The sequence below is a fragment of the Halorubrum luteum genome, from assembly GCF_054652935.1.
This window is the reverse complement of record NZ_BAAIGT010000002.1, coordinates 2,380,924-2,399,675: the sequence shown is the minus strand read 5'-3', so window position 1 is coordinate 2,399,675 and position 18,752 is coordinate 2,380,924. Positions and strand designations below refer to the sequence as shown.

The 18,752-nt window shown below is 67.7% G+C and carries 17 protein-coding genes; 2 read left to right on the top strand and 15 right to left on the bottom strand.

Annotation, left to right across the window (positions count from 1 at the left end; genetic code table 11):
* Window positions 1–60 precede the first annotated feature (60 nt).
* The 11 genes from ACYQ0R_RS11830 to ACYQ0R_RS11780 all read right to left on the bottom strand — a co-directional run bounded on the left by ACYQ0R_RS11830 (window position 61) and on the right by ACYQ0R_RS11780 (window position 11,495).
* Window positions 61–1,233 carry a 3-dehydroquinate synthase II gene (locus ACYQ0R_RS11830; RefSeq protein ID WP_459823997.1) on the bottom strand — a complete coding sequence of 391 codons (1,173 nt, stop codon included), beginning with the start codon at window positions 1,231–1,233 and terminating at the stop codon, window positions 61–63.
* Window positions 1,234–1,277: 44 nt separating this feature from the next.
* Window positions 1,278–2,069, bottom strand: coding sequence for a 2-amino-3,7-dideoxy-D-threo-hept-6-ulosonate synthase (locus tag ACYQ0R_RS11825; RefSeq protein ID WP_459823995.1), 792 nt, complete (start codon window positions 2,067–2,069; stop codon window positions 1,278–1,280).
* Between the two features lie 178 nt (window positions 2,070–2,247).
* Window positions 2,248–3,153, bottom strand: a complete 906-nt coding sequence (gene trpA, locus ACYQ0R_RS11820; RefSeq protein ID WP_459823993.1) for a tryptophan synthase subunit alpha — start codon at window positions 3,151–3,153, stop codon at window positions 2,248–2,250.
* 1 nt (window position 3,154) lies between these two features.
* Entirely contained in the window at window positions 3,155–4,450 is a 1,296-nt protein-coding gene (gene trpB / locus ACYQ0R_RS11815; protein ID WP_459823991.1) for a tryptophan synthase subunit beta, read from the bottom strand.
* Window positions 4,447–5,256: an indole-3-glycerol phosphate synthase gene (gene trpC, locus ACYQ0R_RS11810; RefSeq protein ID WP_459823990.1), complete on the bottom strand. Its 810-nt coding sequence runs from the start codon at window positions 5,254–5,256 to the stop codon at window positions 4,447–4,449. The genes trpB and trpC overlap by 4 nt, the downstream gene beginning before the upstream one ends.
* A 168-nt stretch (window positions 5,257–5,424) precedes the next feature.
* On the bottom strand, window positions 5,425–5,907 hold the full coding sequence (locus tag ACYQ0R_RS11805; protein WP_459823988.1) for an MGMT family protein: 483 nt from the start codon (window positions 5,905–5,907) through the stop codon (window positions 5,425–5,427).
* A gap of 215 nt (window positions 5,908–6,122) precedes the next feature.
* Window positions 6,123–6,605, bottom strand: a complete 483-nt coding sequence (locus ACYQ0R_RS11800; RefSeq protein WP_459823985.1) for a DUF371 domain-containing protein — start codon at window positions 6,603–6,605, stop codon at window positions 6,123–6,125.
* Complete coding sequence (pheT, locus tag ACYQ0R_RS11795; RefSeq protein ID WP_459823982.1) at window positions 6,602–8,338, bottom strand: phenylalanine--tRNA ligase subunit beta; 1,737 nt, start codon at window positions 8,336–8,338, stop codon at window positions 6,602–6,604. Before pheT ends, ACYQ0R_RS11800 begins: the two co-directional genes overlap by 4 nt.
* Window positions 8,338–9,876 (bottom strand): phenylalanine--tRNA ligase subunit alpha, encoded by a 1,539-nt coding sequence (gene pheS, locus ACYQ0R_RS11790; RefSeq protein WP_459823980.1) that lies wholly within the window; start codon window positions 9,874–9,876, stop codon window positions 8,338–8,340. The genes pheT and pheS overlap by 1 nt, the downstream gene beginning before the upstream one ends.
* An 89-nt stretch (window positions 9,877–9,965) precedes the next feature.
* A complete protein-coding gene (meaB, locus tag ACYQ0R_RS11785; RefSeq protein ID WP_459823978.1) occupies window positions 9,966–11,075 on the bottom strand; it encodes a methylmalonyl Co-A mutase-associated GTPase MeaB in 1,110 nt (369 codons plus the stop codon).
* Window positions 11,076–11,495, bottom strand: coding sequence for a cobalamin B12-binding domain-containing protein (locus ACYQ0R_RS11780; protein ID WP_459823976.1), 420 nt, complete (start codon window positions 11,493–11,495; stop codon window positions 11,076–11,078).
* Window positions 11,496–11,602: 107 nt separating this feature from the next.
* On the opposite strand from ACYQ0R_RS11780, the gene ACYQ0R_RS11775 reads away from it, so the two are divergent.
* Window positions 11,603–12,025 (top strand): RDD family protein, encoded by a 423-nt coding sequence (locus tag ACYQ0R_RS11775; protein WP_459823974.1) that lies wholly within the window; start codon window positions 11,603–11,605, stop codon window positions 12,023–12,025.
* Between the two features lie 41 nt (window positions 12,026–12,066).
* On the opposite strand, the gene ACYQ0R_RS11770 is transcribed toward ACYQ0R_RS11775, so the two are convergent.
* Window positions 12,067–13,482, bottom strand: coding sequence for a D-aminoacyl-tRNA deacylase (locus ACYQ0R_RS11770; protein ID WP_459825754.1), 1,416 nt, complete (start codon window positions 13,480–13,482; stop codon window positions 12,067–12,069).
* Between the two features lie 155 nt (window positions 13,483–13,637).
* On the opposite strand from ACYQ0R_RS11770, the gene ACYQ0R_RS11765 reads away from it, so the two are divergent.
* Complete coding sequence (locus ACYQ0R_RS11765) at window positions 13,638–15,125, top strand: geranylgeranyl reductase family protein (RefSeq protein WP_459823971.1); 1,488 nt, start codon at window positions 13,638–13,640, stop codon at window positions 15,123–15,125.
* Between the two features lie 1,113 nt (window positions 15,126–16,238).
* Here the strand turns inward: ACYQ0R_RS11765 and ACYQ0R_RS11760 are convergent.
* The 3 genes from ACYQ0R_RS11760 to ACYQ0R_RS11750 form a co-directional block, all read right to left on the bottom strand.
* Window positions 16,239–17,168, bottom strand: coding sequence for a branched-chain amino acid transaminase (locus tag ACYQ0R_RS11760; RefSeq protein ID WP_459823969.1), 930 nt, complete (start codon window positions 17,166–17,168; stop codon window positions 16,239–16,241).
* A 93-nt stretch (window positions 17,169–17,261) separates the two neighbouring features.
* On the bottom strand, window positions 17,262–18,005 hold the full coding sequence (gene ribB, locus ACYQ0R_RS11755; protein ID WP_459823966.1) for a 3,4-dihydroxy-2-butanone-4-phosphate synthase: 744 nt from the start codon (window positions 18,003–18,005) through the stop codon (window positions 17,262–17,264).
* Entirely contained in the window at window positions 18,005–18,751 is a 747-nt protein-coding gene (locus ACYQ0R_RS11750; protein WP_459823964.1) for a DUF120 domain-containing protein, read from the bottom strand. Before ACYQ0R_RS11750 ends, ribB begins: the two co-directional genes overlap by 1 nt.
* Between the last annotated feature and the right edge of the window lies 1 nt (window position 18,752).

The following is an 18,752-nucleotide window of genomic DNA, read 5'->3' as shown; positions in this document are numbered from 1 at the left end:
AGCGTCGACGCGCAGATAACGTATGACCATCACGCCTCCGACGACCGCATCTCGGTACACCTACTTTTCGATGATGCTCTCCTCGACCGCCTCGCCGAAGTGTCGAGCGACGTCCTCGTAGTAGACGAGCACCTCGTCGCCGGCTTCCAGGTCGGTGACGGCGGTGCGACCGGACGCGGTGGCGACTTTCACCGTCTCGGCGTTCTGGATGAGCGTCTCGACCCGGTCGACGCCGTCGTCCGTCTCGATCTCCGCCTGGATCCGGAACATCGGTCGCTTTTCTATCTTCACGCGGCCGACGATCGCCTCGCGAGTGTGCCCGTCGGTGTCGACGACCTGTACCTCGTCACCGCTGGATAGCTCCGCGAGGTAGTTCGTTCCCCCCTCGGGGTTGCGGACGTACGCGTGTACGGCACCCGCGTTTACGCGGAACGGACGGGACTCGACGTACGGGGATTCGGCAGTCTCCGCGTGGACGAAAAACAGTCCGCGGGACATCGAGCCGACGAGCATCCCCTCGTCGTCGTCCATCAGCGAGCCCGTGTCGATACACACTCGGTCGGCCATACCCGTCCGTTCGACCGCGGTGACCTCCGCGTGCCGTAACTCGAGCCGCTCGCGGTCGGCGGCGTCGCGGGCGTCGACCGCACCGCGGATCTCGTCGGGGGAGTCAGCGTCGAGCAGGACGCCGTCCGCACCGATCTCCAGCGTCTCGAAGGCAGTCCGTGCCTCGGCTGCGGTCGTCGCACCGGCGATCAGGTGCGTCTCCTCGCCGACGCGCGCGATGAGGTTCTCCAGCGGGATGATCGACCAGTCCTCGCCGACGACCACGGTATACTCGGCGTCCGCGGCGGCCTCCTCGGCGAACGTCTCGTACTCCGTGCCGAGCACGCGAACGTACACGCCCTGCGCGCGGTCGTCACGGCGGCGGAGCGTCGACAGGTCGGCCGACCCCGCGAGGTCGTTCGGAAGCTCTATCGTCCCGTCACCCTCACCGTCCTTGCCGACGAAGTAGGCGTCGGCCTCGGCCGTCTCCTCGTCGCCGTCGACGACGTCCGCCTCCGAGCGGAACGCCGCGACGTTCACGTCGCCCAGTTCGCGTACCCGTCCCACGTCGCCCTCGTCGACGAGCACCCAGTCCGCGCCGGCCTCGATCGCCGTCGTGATCCGCCGCTTCCGGGACTCCCAGTCGCCGACGCTCGCGTCGGCTTTGATCCAGACGGTCCGTGTCATTAATTCACGGTTGCGGCGGCGGGGCTTGAAAACTGCGGAAGCGACTACGCCTCGAGGAACCCGCCGGCCTCCAGCGCCTCGTCGATGCCGGCGTCGTCGTGGATGATCGCCGAGACCGCGCTGGCGATCCCTTCGGGGTCGTCGTGCTGGAAGATCGACCGGCCCATCGAGACGCCGGCCGCGCCGCCGTCCATCGCGCCCCGGACCATCTCGACCGTCTCGCGGTCGGTCCCCTTCGATCCGCCCGCGATGACGACCGGGAGCCGAGTGGACTCCGTGACGCGCGCGAAGGAGTCGCCGTCGCCGGAGTATCCCGTCTTCACGACGTCCGCGCCGAGCTCCTCGGCGAGACGGACGGCGTGGCCGAGCGACTCGGGATCGGTGCCGTCGACGCCCGGACCGCGCGCGTACGCCATCGCGAGCACCGGCAGACCGAGGCGTGTCGCGTCGTCGGTCAGCTCGGCGAGCTCCTCGATCTGTTCGGGCTCGTGGTCGGAGCCGACGTTGATGTGGAAGGAGACGGCATCCGCGCCCGCGCGAACCGCCTCCTCGGCGGTCGCGGTGACGCGTTTGTCGTTCTCGTCGGGACCGATCGTCGTCGAGGCGTTGGCGTGGACGATAAAGCCCGCGCCGTTCTTGTTGTCGTGCACTCGCGGGGCGATACCCTTCTGGGTGAGCACTGCGTCCGCGCCGCCGCGCGTGACGCCGTCGATGGTGGCCTCGATGTCGACGAGCCCCTTTACGGCGCCCATCGTGATGCCGTGGTCCATCGGGACGATGAGGTAGCGGTCGTTCGTGGAGATGCGGTCGAGTCGTGCGGCGAGTCCTGCTGTCATGTGGATGGCTCGTTGTGTGAGAGTGTGGCAATCAAGCGTAAGTGGGTTTCGTTCGGGGACGAACTCGCTCGGTTCGGTAGTCGCACCGTCGACACTGGAGTCGTCCCGCCCCAGTACGGCGATCGGATCCGCGGCACACGAAAACGACCCCACGTGTCAGCAGGATCCGTCCTCGAGGTCATCCGTCGTCTTCGTGGATTCCAGCGTCCGTTCTGGCGGCGTATCCTCGCCGGGAACCCTCCTTCAGCTCCCGCGAGAGCGCCTCGAGGTCAGCCGCGACCGCGTCGGTCGCGCGGTCGGCTTCGTGTCCGTCCGCCACGATGTCGACGAGCGCGGAGCCGACGATGATCCCGTCCGCGCCGGCCGCGACGATCCGTTCCGCGTGCTCGCCGGCGGAGATTCCGAACCCGACCGCCTTCGGCACGTCGTACTCGCTGAGCCGCTCCAGACTCTCGGTCGTCTGGTCCGAGACGTCGCTTTTCGCGCCGGTCGTACCGAGCCGCGCCTGCACGTACACGTATCCCGACACCCGGCGCATGATCCGGTCGAGCCGGTCGCCGGCGGTCGTCGGTGCGACGATGAACACCAGGTCGAGCCCGAACTCGTCGCACGCCTCCCGAAGCGGGTCCGCCTCCTCGGCGGGCAGGTCCGGAACGACGAACCCCTCGAGGCCGACAGCGGCCGCCTGCTCGACGAACGACCGGGGGCCGTCCGAGGAGCCGTACTGGTAGATGAGGTTGTAGTAAGTCATACACACCAGCGGAGCCTCGACGTCGATATCCTCGACGAACTCGAAGAACCGATCCGGCGTCATCCCACCCTCCAGCGCGCGGACGACCGCGCCCTGAATCGTCGGTCCCTCGGCGATCGGCTCCGAAAAGGGGAGCCCGAGCTCGATCACATCGGCCCCGCCGCGGTCGAGCGCCTCGATGTACGCCAGCGACGACTCGTAGTCGGGGTCACCCACCGCGAGGTACGGGATGTACGCCGGGCCGTCCGCGAATGCCTCGGCGATCGCCTCGCTGTTGCCGGTTCGCGAGGCGTCCGTGACCGCCGAACCGCCGTCGGCGACGTGCTCGGCCATCTCAGATCCCCCCCGTGAACATCGACATGTCCGGGGCGTTCGCGATCTCGCGCTGGTCCGTCTCCTCGATCGCGGCGTCGAGGTCCTTGTCACCACGCCCTGAGACGGTGACGACGACGCGGTCGCCGAGTTCCGCGGCGTGCTCCTCGAGATAGCCGAACGCGTGGGCGGTCTCCAGCGCGGGGATGATCCCCTCGATCGAGGAGAGTCGGTGGAACCCCTCCAGTGCGGCGTCGTCGTCGACGGCGACCGGCGTCACGCGACCCTGGTCGACGAGGTACGCGAGCTCCGGACCGACGCCGGCGTAGTCGAGCCCGGACGACACCGAGTGGCTCTCCATGATCTGTCCGTGTGAGTCCTGCAGGAGCTTCGTGCGCGCGCCGTGGAGCACGCCCTCCTCGCCGGCGAAAAGCGAGGCGGAGTTCGGCGCGACTCCCTCCTCCTCGTCGATCTCCAGCGTGGAGCCGCCCGCCTCGACCGCGTGGAGATCGACCGACTCGTCGTCGACGAACGCTGCGAACGACCCCATCGTGTTCGAGCCGCCGCCAGCGCACGCGACGACGTCGGTCGGGAGGTCGCCAGTCGTGTCGATCACCTGCTCGCGGGCCTCCTCGGAGATGACCGCCTGGAAGTCACGGACCATCACCGGGAACGGATGTGGACCGACGACCGAGCCGATGACGTAGTGGGTGTTCTCCACCGTCGCGGCCCAGTCGCGCATCGTCTCGCTTATCGCCTCCTTCAACGTCCCACGGCCCGCGGTGACGGGTTTGACCTCGGAGCCGTTGAGCTTCATCCGGAACACGTTGGGACGCTGGCGGTTGATGTCGCGCTCGCCCATGTAGATGGTGCAGGGCATGTCGAGATGGGCGGCCGCCATCGCGGTCGCGGTGCCGTGCTGGCCGGCCCCCGTCTCCGCGATGATCCGCTCTTTGCCCATGTACTTCGCCAAAAGCACCTGCCCGAGGGCGTTGTTCAGCTTGTGTGCGCCGCCGTGGAGGAGGTCCTCGCGTTTGAGATACACGTCGCAGTCGTAGCGCTCGGAGAGCCGATCCGCGCGCTGGAGCGGCGTCGGCCTGCCGCCGAAGTCGGCGAGTCGCTCGCGGAACTCGTCCATGAAGTCGTCCTCGTTGTCGAGGACGTAGCGCTGGTACGCGTCAGCAAGCTCCTCGATCGCGGGCATCAGCGCCTCCGGAACGTACTGGCCGCCGTAGCGGCCGAACTTCCCGTCCTCGCGGCCGCGCTCGCGGCCCGGTCGTCGCGTCGTCTCCGTCGTCGTGGGTTCGGTTTCGCTCATGTGGGTGTATCGTGTGTCGATGTGGTTCGCGTTGGTGTGTCGTCCGTCAACTCGGCTCCGGCCAGCTCCCGCGTGTTCGCCTCGACGTCGCCGTCCATGATCGCCGACCCGACGAGCAGCGCGTCGGCTCCGGCCGAGCGCATTCGTCGGACGTCCGCGGGCGTGGAGATTCCGCTTTCGGCGATCAGCGTCACCTCGTCGGGAACGTCGGGCGCGACCGACTCGAAGGTTCCGAGGTCGACCGCGAGTTTCGCGAGGTCGCGGTTGTTCACGCCCACGATCGACGCGCCGGCGTCGAGTGCGCGCTCCAGCTCCTCACGGTCGTGGACCTCGACGAGCACCTGGAATCCGCGGTCACGGGCGGCAGCGAGCAGATCGGCGAGCTCATCGCCGACGAATCGAGCGATAAGCAGGACGACGTCGCTCTCGACGGCGTCGAGCTGCGCCTCATGAACGATGAAATCCTTCCGGAGCACGGGGACGTCGACGGCCTCGCGAACGCGAGCGAGCGTCTCGACGCTCCCCCCGAAATGCTCCGGCTCGGTGAGCACCGAGAGCGCGGCCGCACCCCCTGCGACCATCTCCGCCGCGAGCTCCACCGGGTCGTCCTCGCGAGTCCCCTCGGTCGTGGGGCTCGTCGGCTTTACCTCCGCGATCACCGGAACGTGATCCGCAGCTTCCGCTCGGTCGAACGCCGTCAGCAGGTCGCGCGGGTCGACGTCGAGCCGACCGCTCTCCCCGGTCCGGTCCCGCGCGGCCGACAGGATCGACCTGACCGCGGGTGCCAGCGCATCTGGATCGTCCATTACTGTACACTAATGTACTCATCTGTACATAAGACTTGCGGGGAGCCGGCGTGAACTGCTCCGGGGCCGAGCCCCGAGACACTCGTCTCGTTGACCCGTAGCGGGGAATGACGGAGTGACTGGCTCGTCGAAGCGCTCGGGTCGAGCGAAACGAGGTGAACGGGGTCGTCACACCGCGTAGCCGTTTCCTATTTCTTCTAACCGCCGAATCGTGTCGCGGACGCCTGCGGGCGTCGCGTACGGACCACCCTGCACACGGTGGTCGGGGATCAAAAGCGGGACGGGGTTCTCGCGGAGCGTCCGTTTGACGAGGTCGAGATCGTCGGGGTCGTTGTCGTCCAGTGCGGCGAGTCGCGTCACCCGACTCACCGACACCGCCTCCCCGTACGGTACGTCGCGGAGCGCCTCGAGCACGGCGCGCTGGTCCGTCGGCACCGTGAGGCCGATGGCGACGTCGGTGAACTCGTCGGGCTCGCCACGAAGATACGCGCCGATCCGATCGAGCAGCTGGTGGTCGCCAGCAGCGTCGTCCGGAGGCGTCGCCGGAAACGACACGGCGATCACCCGACCGCCCGCGAATCCGACCTCGACGGCGGCGTCCAGCTCGTCGTACGCCCGCGCAAACACCCCCGATGTCCCCATGCTTACCATGTCGCGGTCACCATGTGCGTTCGTGTGCCCCGCTGGGGTTAAAGGGCGGCCCCCGCGAGGCGGACGACACGGGAGTCGGTTCGGATCTTGCGGACAAACCTGTACACCGTCGGGTACACATCATCGATGGTCGACGAATTCGAACGTCTGACGCGCGGATATGGTCGAATCGAGACGCACACCGAGTCGTGACGCACACCGAGTCGTGACGCGTGTCAATCGACCGCGAGCCGCAGCGTGACCGGCGCACCATCGGCGAGCGCATCGACCAGATCGCGGTCGAGATCGGCCGCGGCCGCGTCCGCCTCGACCAAAATCGTCCGTTCGTCGTCCGTGTACGTGCTGGTACGGCCGACCATCGACCGATCGTCGAGAAGCGTAAGCTCCGGATCCCCGCGACCCGTGATCCTCGCCTCGTGGGTGTCGTCGCCGTCGACGACGATCGTCGCCGTGATCGTCGCATCGGCGTCCCGACAGGCGCGCTTGAACGCCGGGTCGAACTCGCGAGGCGTTCGGTCCGCCTCGATCCCGAGGATGCAGTCTCCGCCCGGCGTGAGCCAGTCATCGGTCGTGAACTCGAAGGTGCTCGCGTGCTCGGCAGTGACGTGTTCGTGGCCGCGGGCGTGGACCTCCTCGACGAGCGACGCATCTTCGCCGAACGATCCCTGTTCGCCGGGCGGGTTCTCCTCACCCGTCATGCGAGCGCGTCGAGGTCGAACTCGAACGCCGCTACCGGCAGTTCGAGGTCGTGTTCGACGAGCAGTTCGGGATGAAGCTCGCCGATGACGCCGACGCGCTCCCCGTCGATGACGACCGACGCGGTCCGACCGTCGATGAACGACGGATGTTCGATCCGGGGCGTCTCCAATTCGACGCCGAAGTCGTCACAAAGCGCCTGTAATCGGCTCTTTGCGGCCTCGTAGGAGGCATCCCGACGGGCCAGGGCTGCGGCGACGTGGCGACGCTCGGCGACGTTCGTGTTCTCGTCGTCGTCGCGCTCGGCGACGAAGCCGATCTCCGCGACGTCCTGTGGATACGCGTTGTGCGTGTTGCGCTCGAGCAGCATCACGATGGAGGGAAGCGCCCACGTCCGAAGCTGCGTGTACTCCTCGCTGTACGGCTCCGTGATCTCGACGGGGTCACCGCCGCCGAACGCCGACGTGTCGGGCTCGATCCCCATCCGCTCGTAGTTCTCGACGCCGGAGGTCATATGGAAGTTCAGCAGGTCCTCGAATCCGAGCCCGATCAGGCTCGTGCGGACGGCGTCCTCCAGTCGCGAGCGCTCGTGGCGACCGCCGACCGTCCCGACGTCGGGGTACCGCGGCTCCAGCCGGTCGAAGCCGTACGCGCGCCCCACGTCGTCGACGAGATCCATCGGATGGAGCACGTCGACGCGGTACGGCGGGATCGTCACCTCGTACGTCGTCTTCTCGCCCAGCGTGTACGTCGCGTCGAGGCCGGACCGCTCGAAGCAGTCGACGACCTCCTCGGCGTCGAGATCGACGCCGAGCAGCGTCTCGATCCGGTCGTGGCTCACCGACTTCTCCGTGGTGTCGAGATCCGGCCGGACGAGCTCGGCACCGTACTCGCTCGGGTGGGTCGCCCCGTCGGCGTACGCCACCTCGACCGCCTCGATCGTCGCCCCGCGCGCCGACAGCGCGTAACAGATGATCGTACACATCTTGTCGATCGTCCACTGGTCGGTGCCGGTGAGCTCGACGAACAGCTCGCGGGAGCCGGTCGTCACCTCCGTTCGCTTCCCGTTGATAACCGGCGGGAACGAGAACAGTCCGAGCTCGTCGTAGATCGCGGGGTAGCGGTCGTACTCGCTCACGAGGTCGGCGTACGTCCGGCCCGTGTCGTGCTCCTCGAGCACGCCCGCGGGCGTCAGCTCGTCGTTCGAGTCGAGCGGGACGAACGCGTCGCCGTCGGGGTCGACGCCGCGGTAGGTGATCGACCGCTCGGCGCCCTCCTCCAGCGGCGCGCCCTTCAGCATCGCGAGATCGTGGATCCCGATCGCGCCCTTCGCCCGACCCCGCCCCATCGTCGCGTGGAGCTTCTCCTGGAGCTGGATGAGCGACTCGAGGGCGTCCTCGTCGAGGTCGACGCCCCGGATCACCGCGCCGGTGACGTACGGACGCTCGTCGGGCACCGACTCGTCGACCTCGATCGTCCACTCCGGATCGTTCGTCTCGGGGACGTAGACGCCGCGGGCGTCGCCGTAGTGGTAGCGGAGCGACCGGGCGACTCCCTCGACGGAGAGGCGGTCGAGTCGGTCGGGCGCGAACTCGAACTGGAGGTCACCCGTCTCCGTCTCCCCCTCGAACTCCAAGCCGAGTCCGAACAGGTCCGTTTTGAACTCCTCGTCGCTTTTCGCCTCGTAACCGGTGAGATCGCGTAGCTCGTCGGGGTCGACGTCGACGACGGGCATCAGTACGTCACCTCCGCGTTCCGCAGGAACTCGATGTCGGCCAGCGTGCCGTGCAGATCGCGGATATCCTCCGCACCGGTGGTGAGCATGGCGAGCCGCTCTAAGGCGAGCCCCCATGCCATCACGTCGCAGTCGACGCCGAGCGGCCCGGTCACCTCCTCGCGGAAGATGCCGGAGTTGCCGATCTCGATCTCCTCGCCCGTCTCCGGATGCTCGCCGAACAGCTCGAAGGACGGCTCCGTGTACGGGTTGTAGTGTGGCTTAAACCGAATCCCCTCGATCCCGAACTGACGGTAGAACTCCTCGAACGTCCCCATAAGGTCGCGTACCGAGAGGTCCTCGGCCATCACCCACCCCTCGATCTGGAAGAACTCGAGGAGATGTGTCGGATCGAGCGTGTCGTTGCGGTACACCTTCTCGACGGAGAAGTACCGCTGTGGCGGCTCGAGCTCCGCGCCGGCGATCCCGGAGAGGTAGCGCATCGACAGCGACGTGGTGTGTCCACGTAACGCAACCTCGCGTGCGAACTCCTCGGACCACGGCGAGTGGTAGCCGTCGCCGTCGATCCCCCAGCCGTCACGGTGAGCCGCCTCGACGCGCCGGATCAGCTCGTCCGGAATCGCCTTCATCGGGTCGACGTCGAGCGCGAACCGATCCCAGTGGGTCCGAGCCGGGTGGTCTTGCGGCATGAACAGACAGTCGTTGATCCAGAAGTCGCTGTCGGCGTGAGGACCCTCCATCTCCTGGAACCCCATACCGACGAGCACGTCCTTCACGCGGTCGGCGGTCTCGCGCAGGACGTGCTTCCGGCCACCCTCGATCGCGGGCGCGTCGGCCTCGACGTTGTACGCGGCGAACTCGACGTCCCGCCACTCGCCGCTCGCGAGCAGTTCGGGGGTGAGCTCGCTGACGGTCTCAGCGGCCTCGACGCCGGTCATCAGCGCGTCGACGCCGTCGTCAGTGAGCGTGATCGACCGCGTCGTCGACGATGCTCGCTCGACGAGACCACGGTCGACGAGCCGGCCGACCGTGGCCTCGTCGGCGACGGCCGAGAGGTCCGCGTCGTCGGCGGTCGTCGCGTCTTCTCCGGCCGCGAGCGCAGCGAGCACTGCCGCCTCCGGATCGGCGTCGACGTCGGCGTCGGGATCGGCCGTGAGCTCGCCGGAGTCGATCGCACCGAACCCCTTCCGGGGGAAGTTCGAGAGCGCGATATCCACCTCGGGGCCGTCGAGCTCGGCCCGGCCGATGACCGTACCCATCGGGACGGGCTCGTCGACCGCGCCCGCGTCGAGCGCCGCCCGGTACAGCCGCGTCTCGGGAAGTCCGTCGTCGACGTATCGCCGCCCCTCGTCGGTAAGTTCGAGCGTCTCGGCGGTCCGTTCGTCGACGGCGACGAGCCCGTCGTCGCGCAGATCGAAGGCGGCACCCGTCACTGTAGCGGGTTTGAGTCCCGTCTCCGCCGCGATCTCCTCTACGGTCCGTTCGTCCGTCGCGCTTGCGGATTCGAGCACCGCGAGCTGTCGTTTCGGGAGTCGCATTCGAGTTGTATGAGTACGTGTGCGGCTAGTTGGTAACGGTTCCGGGATGGGTCGAGCGGTCTGCAGGGTCGTCCGCGTTCTTCGGGGACCTAATCGTCTCCGTCGCGGGCCTCGTCGACGCAGTCGGCGATCGGCTCGACCACCGCGTCCGCGACCGTGTACGGATCCGTCTCGCGGCGGCGAACGCGCTCGGCGAGCGCCTCGACGCCGCCCCGCCGCTCCAGCTCCGCGGTCGCGAGGTCACCGATGTCCGACCGCACCAACGTTCGGATCTCCTCGGCGTACCGCAGCCGGTCCCGACGTTGCAACGCCTCCGACTCGCGGAGGTGGTCGGCGTGTGACGTGCACGCCTCGATGAGTTCGTCGACCCCCTCACCCGTCGTCGCGATCGTTTGCAGTACCGGCGGCGTCCACGTCGTCGCAGTCTCGTCCCCGTCGGATGATTCCCGATCCGGGTCGTCGTCCGGATGCCCCGGCACCTCGACTCCGTGATGACCGGTGTCGAGTCCCGCCGTCGGGCCCTCGCGTCGGTGAACCATCTCCTCGAGCTCCGCGACCGTCCGCTCCGCGCCGTCCATGTCGGCTTTGTTCACCACGAACACGTCGCCGATCTCGAGAATACCGGCTTTCAGCGTCTGGACATCGTCTCCCGAACCGGGTTGGACGAGGACCGCGACCGTGTCGGCGGTGCGAACGACGTCGACCTCGTTCTGGCCGGCCCCGACCGTTTCGATTATCACCACGTCCTTGCCGAACGCGTCGAGGGCACGGACCGCATCCGCGGTCGCCATCGAAAGCCCGCCAAGCTGGCCGCGAGCGCTCATCGAGCGGAAAAACACCTCCATATCTCCGACGTTCGAGGCCATCCGGATCCGGTCGCCGAGCACCGCCCCGCCGGAGTACGGCGAGGAGGGGTCGACGGCGACGACGCCGACCGTCTCACCGCGTTCGCGATGGGTGGCCGCGAGCTTATCCACCAGCGTGGATTTACCGGCACCCGGCGCGCCAGTCACCCCGATCACCCGCGCCGAGCCGGTGTGTTCGTGGAGCGCGGCGACCAGTTCGCGATACCCTGGCGACCGATTCTCGATCCGGGTGATAGCCCGCGCAAGCGCCCGGTGGCTCCCCGCAAGCAGCGCCTCAAGGAGGTCGGTGGAGTCGTCGCGGTCGGCCGCCCGTTCGCTCCGCTCGCCGACCATCTACGCGCGCTCCGGGGCGTGCGCCCGAACGAACTCGATCGTTTCCTCCATCGGCGTGCCGGGTCCGAACACTTCGGCCACGCCGAGCTCCTTGAGCTCCGCCTCGTCGTCGTCGGGAATGATCCCGCCGACGAGAACGAGCGTGTCCTCGAACGCGCCGTACTCCTCCAGCCCCTCGATCACCTTCGGGACGAGCGTGTTGTGTGCCCCCGAGAGGATCGAGATCCCGAGCACGTCGACGTCCTCCTGTACGGTCGCCTGAACGATCTCGTCCGGCGAGCGGTGGAGCCCGGAGTAGACGACCTCGAATCCCGCGTCGCGGAACGCCCGCGCGATAACGTGTGCCCCTCTATCGTGTCCGTCCAGGCCAACCTTCGCGACCAGACAGCGGATCGTTCGTTCCTCGGGTTCGATGCTCATACACGAGGATGCGTCACCCCGGCGTTTGATTCTAACGGCCGTTTCGACGGCACCGATCGGGCGTCGTTCGCCCACTTTTATATATGATCACGGACGCAACGACATCCATGGAACGACCACGCCCGCGTATGGGCACACACACCGAGACGTTGTTGCCGCGGATCGCCGCGTTCATCGTCGACTTCCTCGTACTCGGAATCGCGCTCGGACTGCTCGTGTTCGTCGTGGGGCTCGTCAGTGACGGACTCGCGGTCGCGGTCGGCGGCCTGTCGGGGCTCGTCGTGTTCGCCTACTTCATCTACATGGAGGGGGCGTACGGACAGACGATCGGCAAGCGCGTCCTCGGCATCGTCGTCGTGAAATCGGACGGGTCGCCGTGTGATATGAAGGCGTCCGCCATCCGGAACGTCCTGCGGATCGTCGACGGGCTGTTCGCTTATCTCGTCGGGCTCGTCGTCATCCTGCTCACCGACGACGATCAGCGCGTCGGCGACCTCGTCGGCAACACCGTCGTTGCACGGACGGGGTAGGCGAGACCGTCGTTGCACGGACGGGGTAGGCGGAGCGTCAGCTACGCCTCGTCGATCGCGGCCGCTCCACGAACCGGGAACCGGTCCTCGGTACGACGCGAGACGTCGGTCGGCTCCACGGTTTCGCCGTCGACCTCGACGGACTCCCCGTCGGCAAGCCGGCCGAATGCGGGACCCTCGGGGACGCCACGCTCGGCTGCCAGTGTCGGGTCGAACGCTTCGGTCCGGGCGATGACCGCCTCCGTCGTGACGTGAACCTCGTCGTATCTCGCGTCGAGTACCGCCGCGAGATCGGTGACGAGGTCGGCGTAGCCGCGCGACCGGGCGGAGTCACCCCCGCTGCTCGCGTCGAACGCAGCCTCGCCGACCGCACGCGCTCCGGCCTGTTCGGTGTCGAACGCGACCGTGTTCGACTCGACTGCGGCGCGCGCCGCGTCCGCGTCGATCCCCTGTGCGCGAGCCAAAAGCTCGGCCGGAAGCTCCCGGACGATGATCGTGTCCGCAACGACGTCACCGAACCGGAGCCCGTCGTCGACAGTGGCGAGTCGTTCCGCGAGCGTCTCGACGAGCGCGAGCGGTCGATCCCCGACCTCCCGGATCCACGTCTCGCTCACGACATCGTACCCCAGGTCCGCGATCGTCGACGCCAGCTCCGGACGCGTTCCCTCGATGACGGCGCGGTCGGAGCGACTCCGTTCGAACGCCCGGTCCACGAGGTCGGCGTTCGCTGCCGGCGACCCCATCGCGGCGAGCCCCCAGTCGGCACCGACGTGGCCCACGGCCCACGCCGTCTCCCGAACGATCCGCGTGAACCGTGGCGCGTAGTGGCCGCCGCCGAACCCGACGACGTGACGGGGGCGACCGTCGGAGCCGACCAGATCCGGGCCCGTCCCCTGGAGATCGAGCACCGCTCGTGCGACCGCGCGGGCGGCGGCAGGATCCTCCCACTGGGGCGTGTCGGATCCGACCTCGACGAACAGCGACGGGACCGAGACGTCCGTCGGGCCGTGGTGGGTGCACTCGATGCCGACGTCGTAGCCGTCGGGCGCGTGTCGCGCCAGCGCGTCGATGACACGTTTCTCGGCTCCGGGCGCAGCCCGGGCGAGAGCATCGGGGTCGCCGCCGTACTCGGCGGGTCCGAAGTTCCCGGTGACGTGGGCGGTCAACAGCGCCCCCGTCTCGCCCGAGTGTCGCGAGACGAACACGAGAAACGTCGGATCGCGGGGATCGGACGCCGACGAGGACGAGGAGCCGAACGCTGCTGCGGGGTTTTCGAGGTGAATGTGGAGGTCGTCGAACTCGCGAAGCTCGAACCCCTCGGTTCGGTAGTACGTCCCGCCACCGTCGGCGTCCGGACGCGTCTCGTCCGTTCGTCGCTCCCAGTCGCCGAGTTCGAGGAGGCGCTCGCCGATGTGCTCGGAGGCGCGGTCCGCCCGGCTGACGACGATCGCTATCACTGCGATACCGTCGGGCACGGGTAGTCGAATACCCATCGATTCGTCCGTCGTGCGACCGGACGGAGTGCACTCGCGTGACGAGCCACGCGGTCGCCTCACGCTACCGCAACTGACAGTATCGTACGCGCGCATACGACTACTACGAGCGATCTCAGATGGTGAACGAAAGGTACGACGTTGTCGTTGTGGGGGGTGGGGTCGCGGGGTGCTTCGCGGCAGCAACGGCGGCAGCCGACGGGGTAGACGTGGTACAGCTGGAACGAAAACCCCGCGAACGGAGCGGCTTCATCGCGTGTGGCGACGCGATGAAGAGCCCGCGGGATCCGGAGAAATACCCGGGACCGATCGACATGGACGCGATCGCCGCCGACGAGTCGGTCCTCGTCGACGGGAACATCGATCGGATCGAGTGGTGGGACGAGGAGGTTGGCGTACGGAAGACGTTGCCGTACTCCGACGGAAGCAACGTCATCGACCGATACGAGTTCGGCCAGCGCCTGCTGGAGCAGGCAGCCGAACAGGGGGTAACACAGCAGTACGACACGGTGGTGAACGGGGTGACACAGAACGGTCGCGTCACCGGCGTCGAAGCGGTGCACGGCGGGACGGCGGTTCGATACGACTGCGACGTGGTGATCGACGCCGCGGGTGCACAGTCGATCCTCCAGGATATGATCGCTTTCGACGAGCTCGACACGTCCGCCGAGCCGACGTTCGAGGTACCTCACTACACGCAGTTCGGGTCGGCCTACCGCGAGATCATCGAGACCGAGGAGCCGGTCGCGTACCACGATGCGATCGTCGGAAAACCGCTGGAGGAGATGGGGTATATCTGGTACTTCCCGCGCACGCCGACGGAGATCAACGTCGGTCTCGGGTTCCAGATGAGCAAGGATCCGATCCCGCTCGCCGACCGGCTACGTCGGGATATCGAGGACCGGCCCGAGTTTGAGGACGCCCGCGTCGCCGAGAAGTTCGGGACGGGAAACAAGCTCGGCTCGTCGATCGCGCTTCGCCGACCGCTCGATTCGATGGTCGCTCCCGGGTACGTCGCTGCCGGCGGCGCAGCGGCGACGACCCATCCAATCACGGGCAAGGGGATCCGCGGGGCCGCCTACTCCGGGTACTCCGCCGGTCGTGCCGCCGCACAAGCCGTCGAGAACGGCGATCCCTCGGAGCGCGGGCTGTGGGAACACAACCGCTGGCTGTATCGCGAGCACGGGGAGGCCGCGAAGCTCGCCGCGTGGGACGCGTACAACGTCGCGGCGGGCTCCATGGAGGTGAATACGTTTCGCGCCATCACCGCTCTGCTTCCGGAGCGGGAGCTCAGGGAGATCGTCGGGACGTCCAAGGAGGTGGACGACTGGCGGAGCATGGGCTTCGTCGTCGCCGGCGTCGTACGCAATCTCGGTGCCGAGTATCGAAACGGGACGTTCGAGACCCTCGGGGTGAGTGGGAGCGATCTGTACGAGGCGATCATCGGACTCAAGCGGACTCGCGACTACGTCTCCAGATACGAACGCCTGTACGAGGCGTATCCCACGGAGCCGGCCGGATTCGGCGACTGGCTCGATGAGCGAAACCGCCTCGACGAGCAGTTTTACGAGGCGCTCGGGCTGGCCCCTGACGAGTATAAGTACTGATCCAGAGGGTGTCATACAACGGTTCACACACGTACACAGGAACTGCCCAGTGTAGATCGCGGCGATCGATCTCGGGCGTACGTCGCTCACGAGGATGGATGGTTGGTTTATAAGTGAGTGTGTGGTAGGATTGTCGGCTGTTTATAAGTGAGTCGCGGGAGCGATAGCTCCGCGACGAACGATCTGAAAGCCCCAGCCGGGAGGCGGGCGCACGCTCGCTGCGCGCTTCGGTCGCTCACGTCGTTCGCTCCCTGCAGTGCTTGCCTTGCAAGACGTTCCGGGCTGCCTGCAGTCGCGGGCTGCCGGGCTGCGACTTGCTGGCTCCCGTTCGCTTCGCTCACGGGAACGTCGCCTGCGCCCGCCTCCCGGCTGCCCCTTTCAACCCCACCCGACCGCACCGCAACCGCACCTCGCGCCTCCCCAGCCTCGTCGGCGGCTCGCGCGTTCCGCGCTCGCCGCCGCCTCCCTCGCACGCGCTCCTCGCGCCCTAAAAAGGGCGCTCGGAGGCGCGCGCCGACCGCCCGCCGTTACCTGATACATGAATCATGCTCTGCGGTGTGGTTGCGGTGGCGCGCGCCGCGAGCGGGCCTTCGGCCCGTGAGCGAGCGCGCGAGGGAGACCGGAGGGGGCCGCCGAGCGGTGCCGGCGGCCCCCTCCGGTCGAGGCTGGGGCGGTCCGAGGCTGCGGGGCGGTCGGGTGGGACTGGAAGGGGCAGCCGCGAGGGCGACGCACGGCGACGAAAGCACTGCAGGGAGCGAAGCGACCGAAGCGCGCAGCGAGCCGCGCGAGCCGTCGCGGCTGGGGCTTCCGAGGGAGTCTCCTCTCCACCGCTCACTTATATATCGCTCTTCTCCACATCGAGTGAGCCTTTATAAGCATCTACTCGAACTCACACTGCGCAATATACGCCCGATATCGAGCACGCAACACGCAGCGTCGCACGCTGATTCGGGTATGCGATCATGGCATACACCATGCCAAGCGTTCTATGATACCCTGGCTCACGCGGGATACGAGCTGAGACGCCGGAGGGGCCGGACACTTTTGCGTATCGCGTCCGCCCGATATTGACGAGGCGTCCGACGAGAGCGAGGCGTCCAGTGACGGCGACGCCTACAGGTAGGTGAACCAGTCGTCGTGGTCGTCGGTCCGGCGTTCGATCAGCTCGAAGAAGGCGCTCTGTAGCTCTTCGGTGACCGGCCCGCGCGTTCCCGCGCCGATCTCCGTATCGTCGACGCTCCGGATCGGCGTCACCTCCGCCGCGGAGCCGGTGAAGAACAGTTCATCGGCGGTGTACAGCTGTCCGCGGGAGATGACGGCCTCCTCGTGAACGGTGTAGCCGTGCTCCCGCGCCAGGGTGATCACGGTGTCACGAGTGATCCCCTCGAGGATCGACTGGGCGGGGCCGGTCGTGTAGATCTCGCCGTCGTTCACCATGAAGATGTTCTCCCCGGGGCCTTCTGCGACGTTCCCCTCCTTGTTCAACACGATCGCTTCGACGTAGCCGTTCCGGCGAGCCTCCTCGCCGGCGAGCATGGAGTTGACGTAGAGACCGGTCGTCTTCACGTTCGTCGGCACCTGCGAGGAGGCGTGTTTTCGCCACGAGGACACCATCACGTCGACGCCGTCCTTCTGTGCCTCCTCGCCGAGATACGCGCCCCACGGCCAGGCGGCGATGGCGACGTCGGTCGGACAGTCGGCCGGCGAGACGCCGAGCGAGTCGTAGCCGTAGTAGGCGATCGGGCGGATGTAACAGGACTCGAGCTCCTCGCGCCGGAGGAGTTCGACGGTCGCCTCGGTGAGCTCCGCGTGGCTGTGACCGAGATCCATGTCGTACATCTTCGCCGAGTCGAACAGTCGGTCGAGATGCTCGTCCCAGCGGAAGATCGCCGGGCCGTGCTCCGTGTCGTAACAGCGGACCCCCTCGAACACGCCGCTGCCGTAGTGGAGGGCGTGGGTAAGCACGTGGGTCGTCGCGTCTTCCCAGTCGAGAAACTCCCCGTTCTTCCATATCGTGTCGACGTCCATCTCGTCGAATCCCATGATCCGTGCGTCGGGTCGGGCGGGCTTAAAATTAGGAGATACCGTGTCAGGAACTCACGTTCGGCGTCGTTCCATTCCGACGTCTCCCGGCACCTACCGTAGCGCCGAAACGAGATCCGCGCCCTCGACGTACGGGATGCCACGGCGTGCGGCGTAGGTGGCGGCGTCCTCGGGAGCGAGAGCCGCCCCGGTCTCGTCGTCGAGCATCTCGCAGACGACGGCTGCGGGTGCGTCGTCGACCGCATCGGCGAGCGCGAGCGCAAGCTCCGTGTGACCGACGCGATCCGCTATCCCGTCACGTGCCCCCCGAAGGACGTGGACGTGCCCGGGCGAGCGGAACTCCGCGGCGAACGACTCCGGCGTGTAGCCGTCGGGATTCCGGTCGACCGTGGCGGCTGCGTCCGCGAGCGCGGTAATGGTGAGCGCGCGGTCGTCGTCGGTGATCCCGGTGAACGTATCACGGTGGTTCACCGGGAGCGAGAACGAGGAGCGGTCGTCGTACTCCGGCGTGTCGTCGACGGCGGGGTGGTCGAGCGCGTCAGCGAGGAACGGCAGGCCGAACGCGTCGGCGACGTGGTCCGCGACGGCGACGCAGACGAGCCCCCCCGCGTCGTTGCGCATGTGGGAGACGGCCTCGGCATCGACCGCGGTCGCGGGATAGACGATATCCGTCTCTCCCTCGCGGTCGGCGAAGTCGTGCACGCACACGGGATTGCCCACCCGGAACGCATCGAGCGCGCGGTCGACGGCATCCGTCGCCTCGTGTCCCGACGCGTCGGCGTCCGGATCTGCGTCGGCCGCGCTGCCCCTCTCGTCGGCGTCGACATCGGCGCGCATCAGGCTACCTCCACGCCGGCGCGGTCGGCCGGTTCGTCGACACGTCCGTCAGCCTCGACCCTGATCTCGATCGGATCGCCGTCGGCCAGACTCAGGACGTCACGAAGGCGGTCCGGCGCGATCAGCTCCAGCTGGTCGTCGTCGTGGTGGGTTCGGTCGGGGACGATCGCGTGAGCGTCCTCGTATCGCTCGCCGTCCGCGACCAGCGTGACGGCGTAGCAGGTCGCGGCCCCGTACGTTCTGTCTTCGTCCTCCCACGTGTCGATCGGCACCGCGTCGACACCCGCGATCTCGCCGCGTCGCCGGACGCTTTCGGCGTCGAGATCGACGTTGAGCGTGCCGGGAAACGGCTCGTACCCCAGTCGCGCCTCGAACTGTTCGGCGTAGCCCGGCAGGGTGATGTAATGTTTCCCCTCACCCATGCCGCCGGTGACGGTGCCGGCGAGCACGAGCTCGGTGTCGGTCTCGAACAGCCGTCGGTAGTCGGCGTACTCCGCCCGCAGCGCCGCCTCGCCGTCGTCGGTGAGGACGACCCACTGACCGTCGCCGACGACCTCGCGCTCGATCAGCCCCGCAGATTCGAGCGCCTGCAGTCGTCGAGAGGCCGTCTGTGTCGACGCGTCGAGCTCGTCGCCGAGCGCCGCACACGACACCTTCGTCTCCGAGAGTGCGCCCACGAGCGCGACGTGTTTCAGCGCCGCAAGCTCCGCCGGATCGGGTTCCGCAGTCGTCGCCGGTTCTGCCATA

What these genes read in the sequence shown, in the direction of transcription:
- trpA (WP_459823993.1), bottom strand. Translation starts at nt 3,153, where the DNA reads ATGGCCGAGCACGTCGCCGACGGCGGTTCGGCGGTCACGGACGCCTCG.
- trpC (WP_459823990.1), bottom strand. Translation starts at nt 5,256, where the DNA reads ATGGACGATCCAGATGCGCTGGCACCCGCGGTCAGGTCGATCCTGTCG.
- ACYQ0R_RS11825 (WP_459823995.1), bottom strand. Translation starts at nt 2,069, where the DNA reads ATGACAGCAGGACTCGCCGCACGACTCGACCGCATCTCCACGAACGAC.
- ACYQ0R_RS11780 (WP_459823976.1), bottom strand. Translation starts at nt 11,495, where the DNA reads ATGAGCATCGAACCCGAGGAACGAACGATCCGCTGTCTGGTCGCGAAG.
- pheS (WP_459823980.1), bottom strand. Translation starts at nt 9,876, where the DNA reads ATGCGACTCCCGAAACGACAGCTCGCGGTGCTCGAATCCGCAAGCGCG.
- ACYQ0R_RS11775 (WP_459823974.1), top strand. Translation starts at nt 11,603, where the DNA reads ATGGAACGACCACGCCCGCGTATGGGCACACACACCGAGACGTTGTTG.
- meaB (WP_459823978.1), bottom strand. Translation starts at nt 11,075, where the DNA reads ATGGTCGGCGAGCGGAGCGAACGGGCGGCCGACCGCGACGACTCCACC.
- ACYQ0R_RS11805 (WP_459823988.1), bottom strand. Translation starts at nt 5,907, where the DNA reads ATGGTAAGCATGGGGACATCGGGGGTGTTTGCGCGGGCGTACGACGAG.
- ribB (WP_459823966.1), bottom strand. Translation starts at nt 18,005, where the DNA reads ATGCGCGCCGATGTCGACGCCGACGAGAGGGGCAGCGCGGCCGACGCA.
- ACYQ0R_RS11830 (WP_459823997.1), bottom strand. Translation starts at nt 1,233, where the DNA reads ATGACACGGACCGTCTGGATCAAAGCCGACGCGAGCGTCGGCGACTGG.
- ACYQ0R_RS11760 (WP_459823969.1), bottom strand. Translation starts at nt 17,168, where the DNA reads ATGGGATTCGACGAGATGGACGTCGACACGATATGGAAGAACGGGGAG.
- ACYQ0R_RS11750 (WP_459823964.1), bottom strand. Translation starts at nt 18,751, where the DNA reads ATGGCAGAACCGGCGACGACTGCGGAACCCGATCCGGCGGAGCTTGCG.
- pheT (WP_459823982.1), bottom strand. Translation starts at nt 8,338, where the DNA reads ATGCCCGTCGTCGACGTCGACCCCGACGAGCTACGCGATCTCACCGGT.
- trpB (WP_459823991.1), bottom strand. Translation starts at nt 4,450, where the DNA reads ATGAGCGAAACCGAACCCACGACGACGGAGACGACGCGACGACCGGGC.
- ACYQ0R_RS11765 (WP_459823971.1), top strand. Translation starts at nt 13,638, where the DNA reads ATGGTGAACGAAAGGTACGACGTTGTCGTTGTGGGGGGTGGGGTCGCG.
- ACYQ0R_RS11800 (WP_459823985.1), bottom strand. Translation starts at nt 6,605, where the DNA reads ATGACGGGTGAGGAGAACCCGCCCGGCGAACAGGGATCGTTCGGCGAA.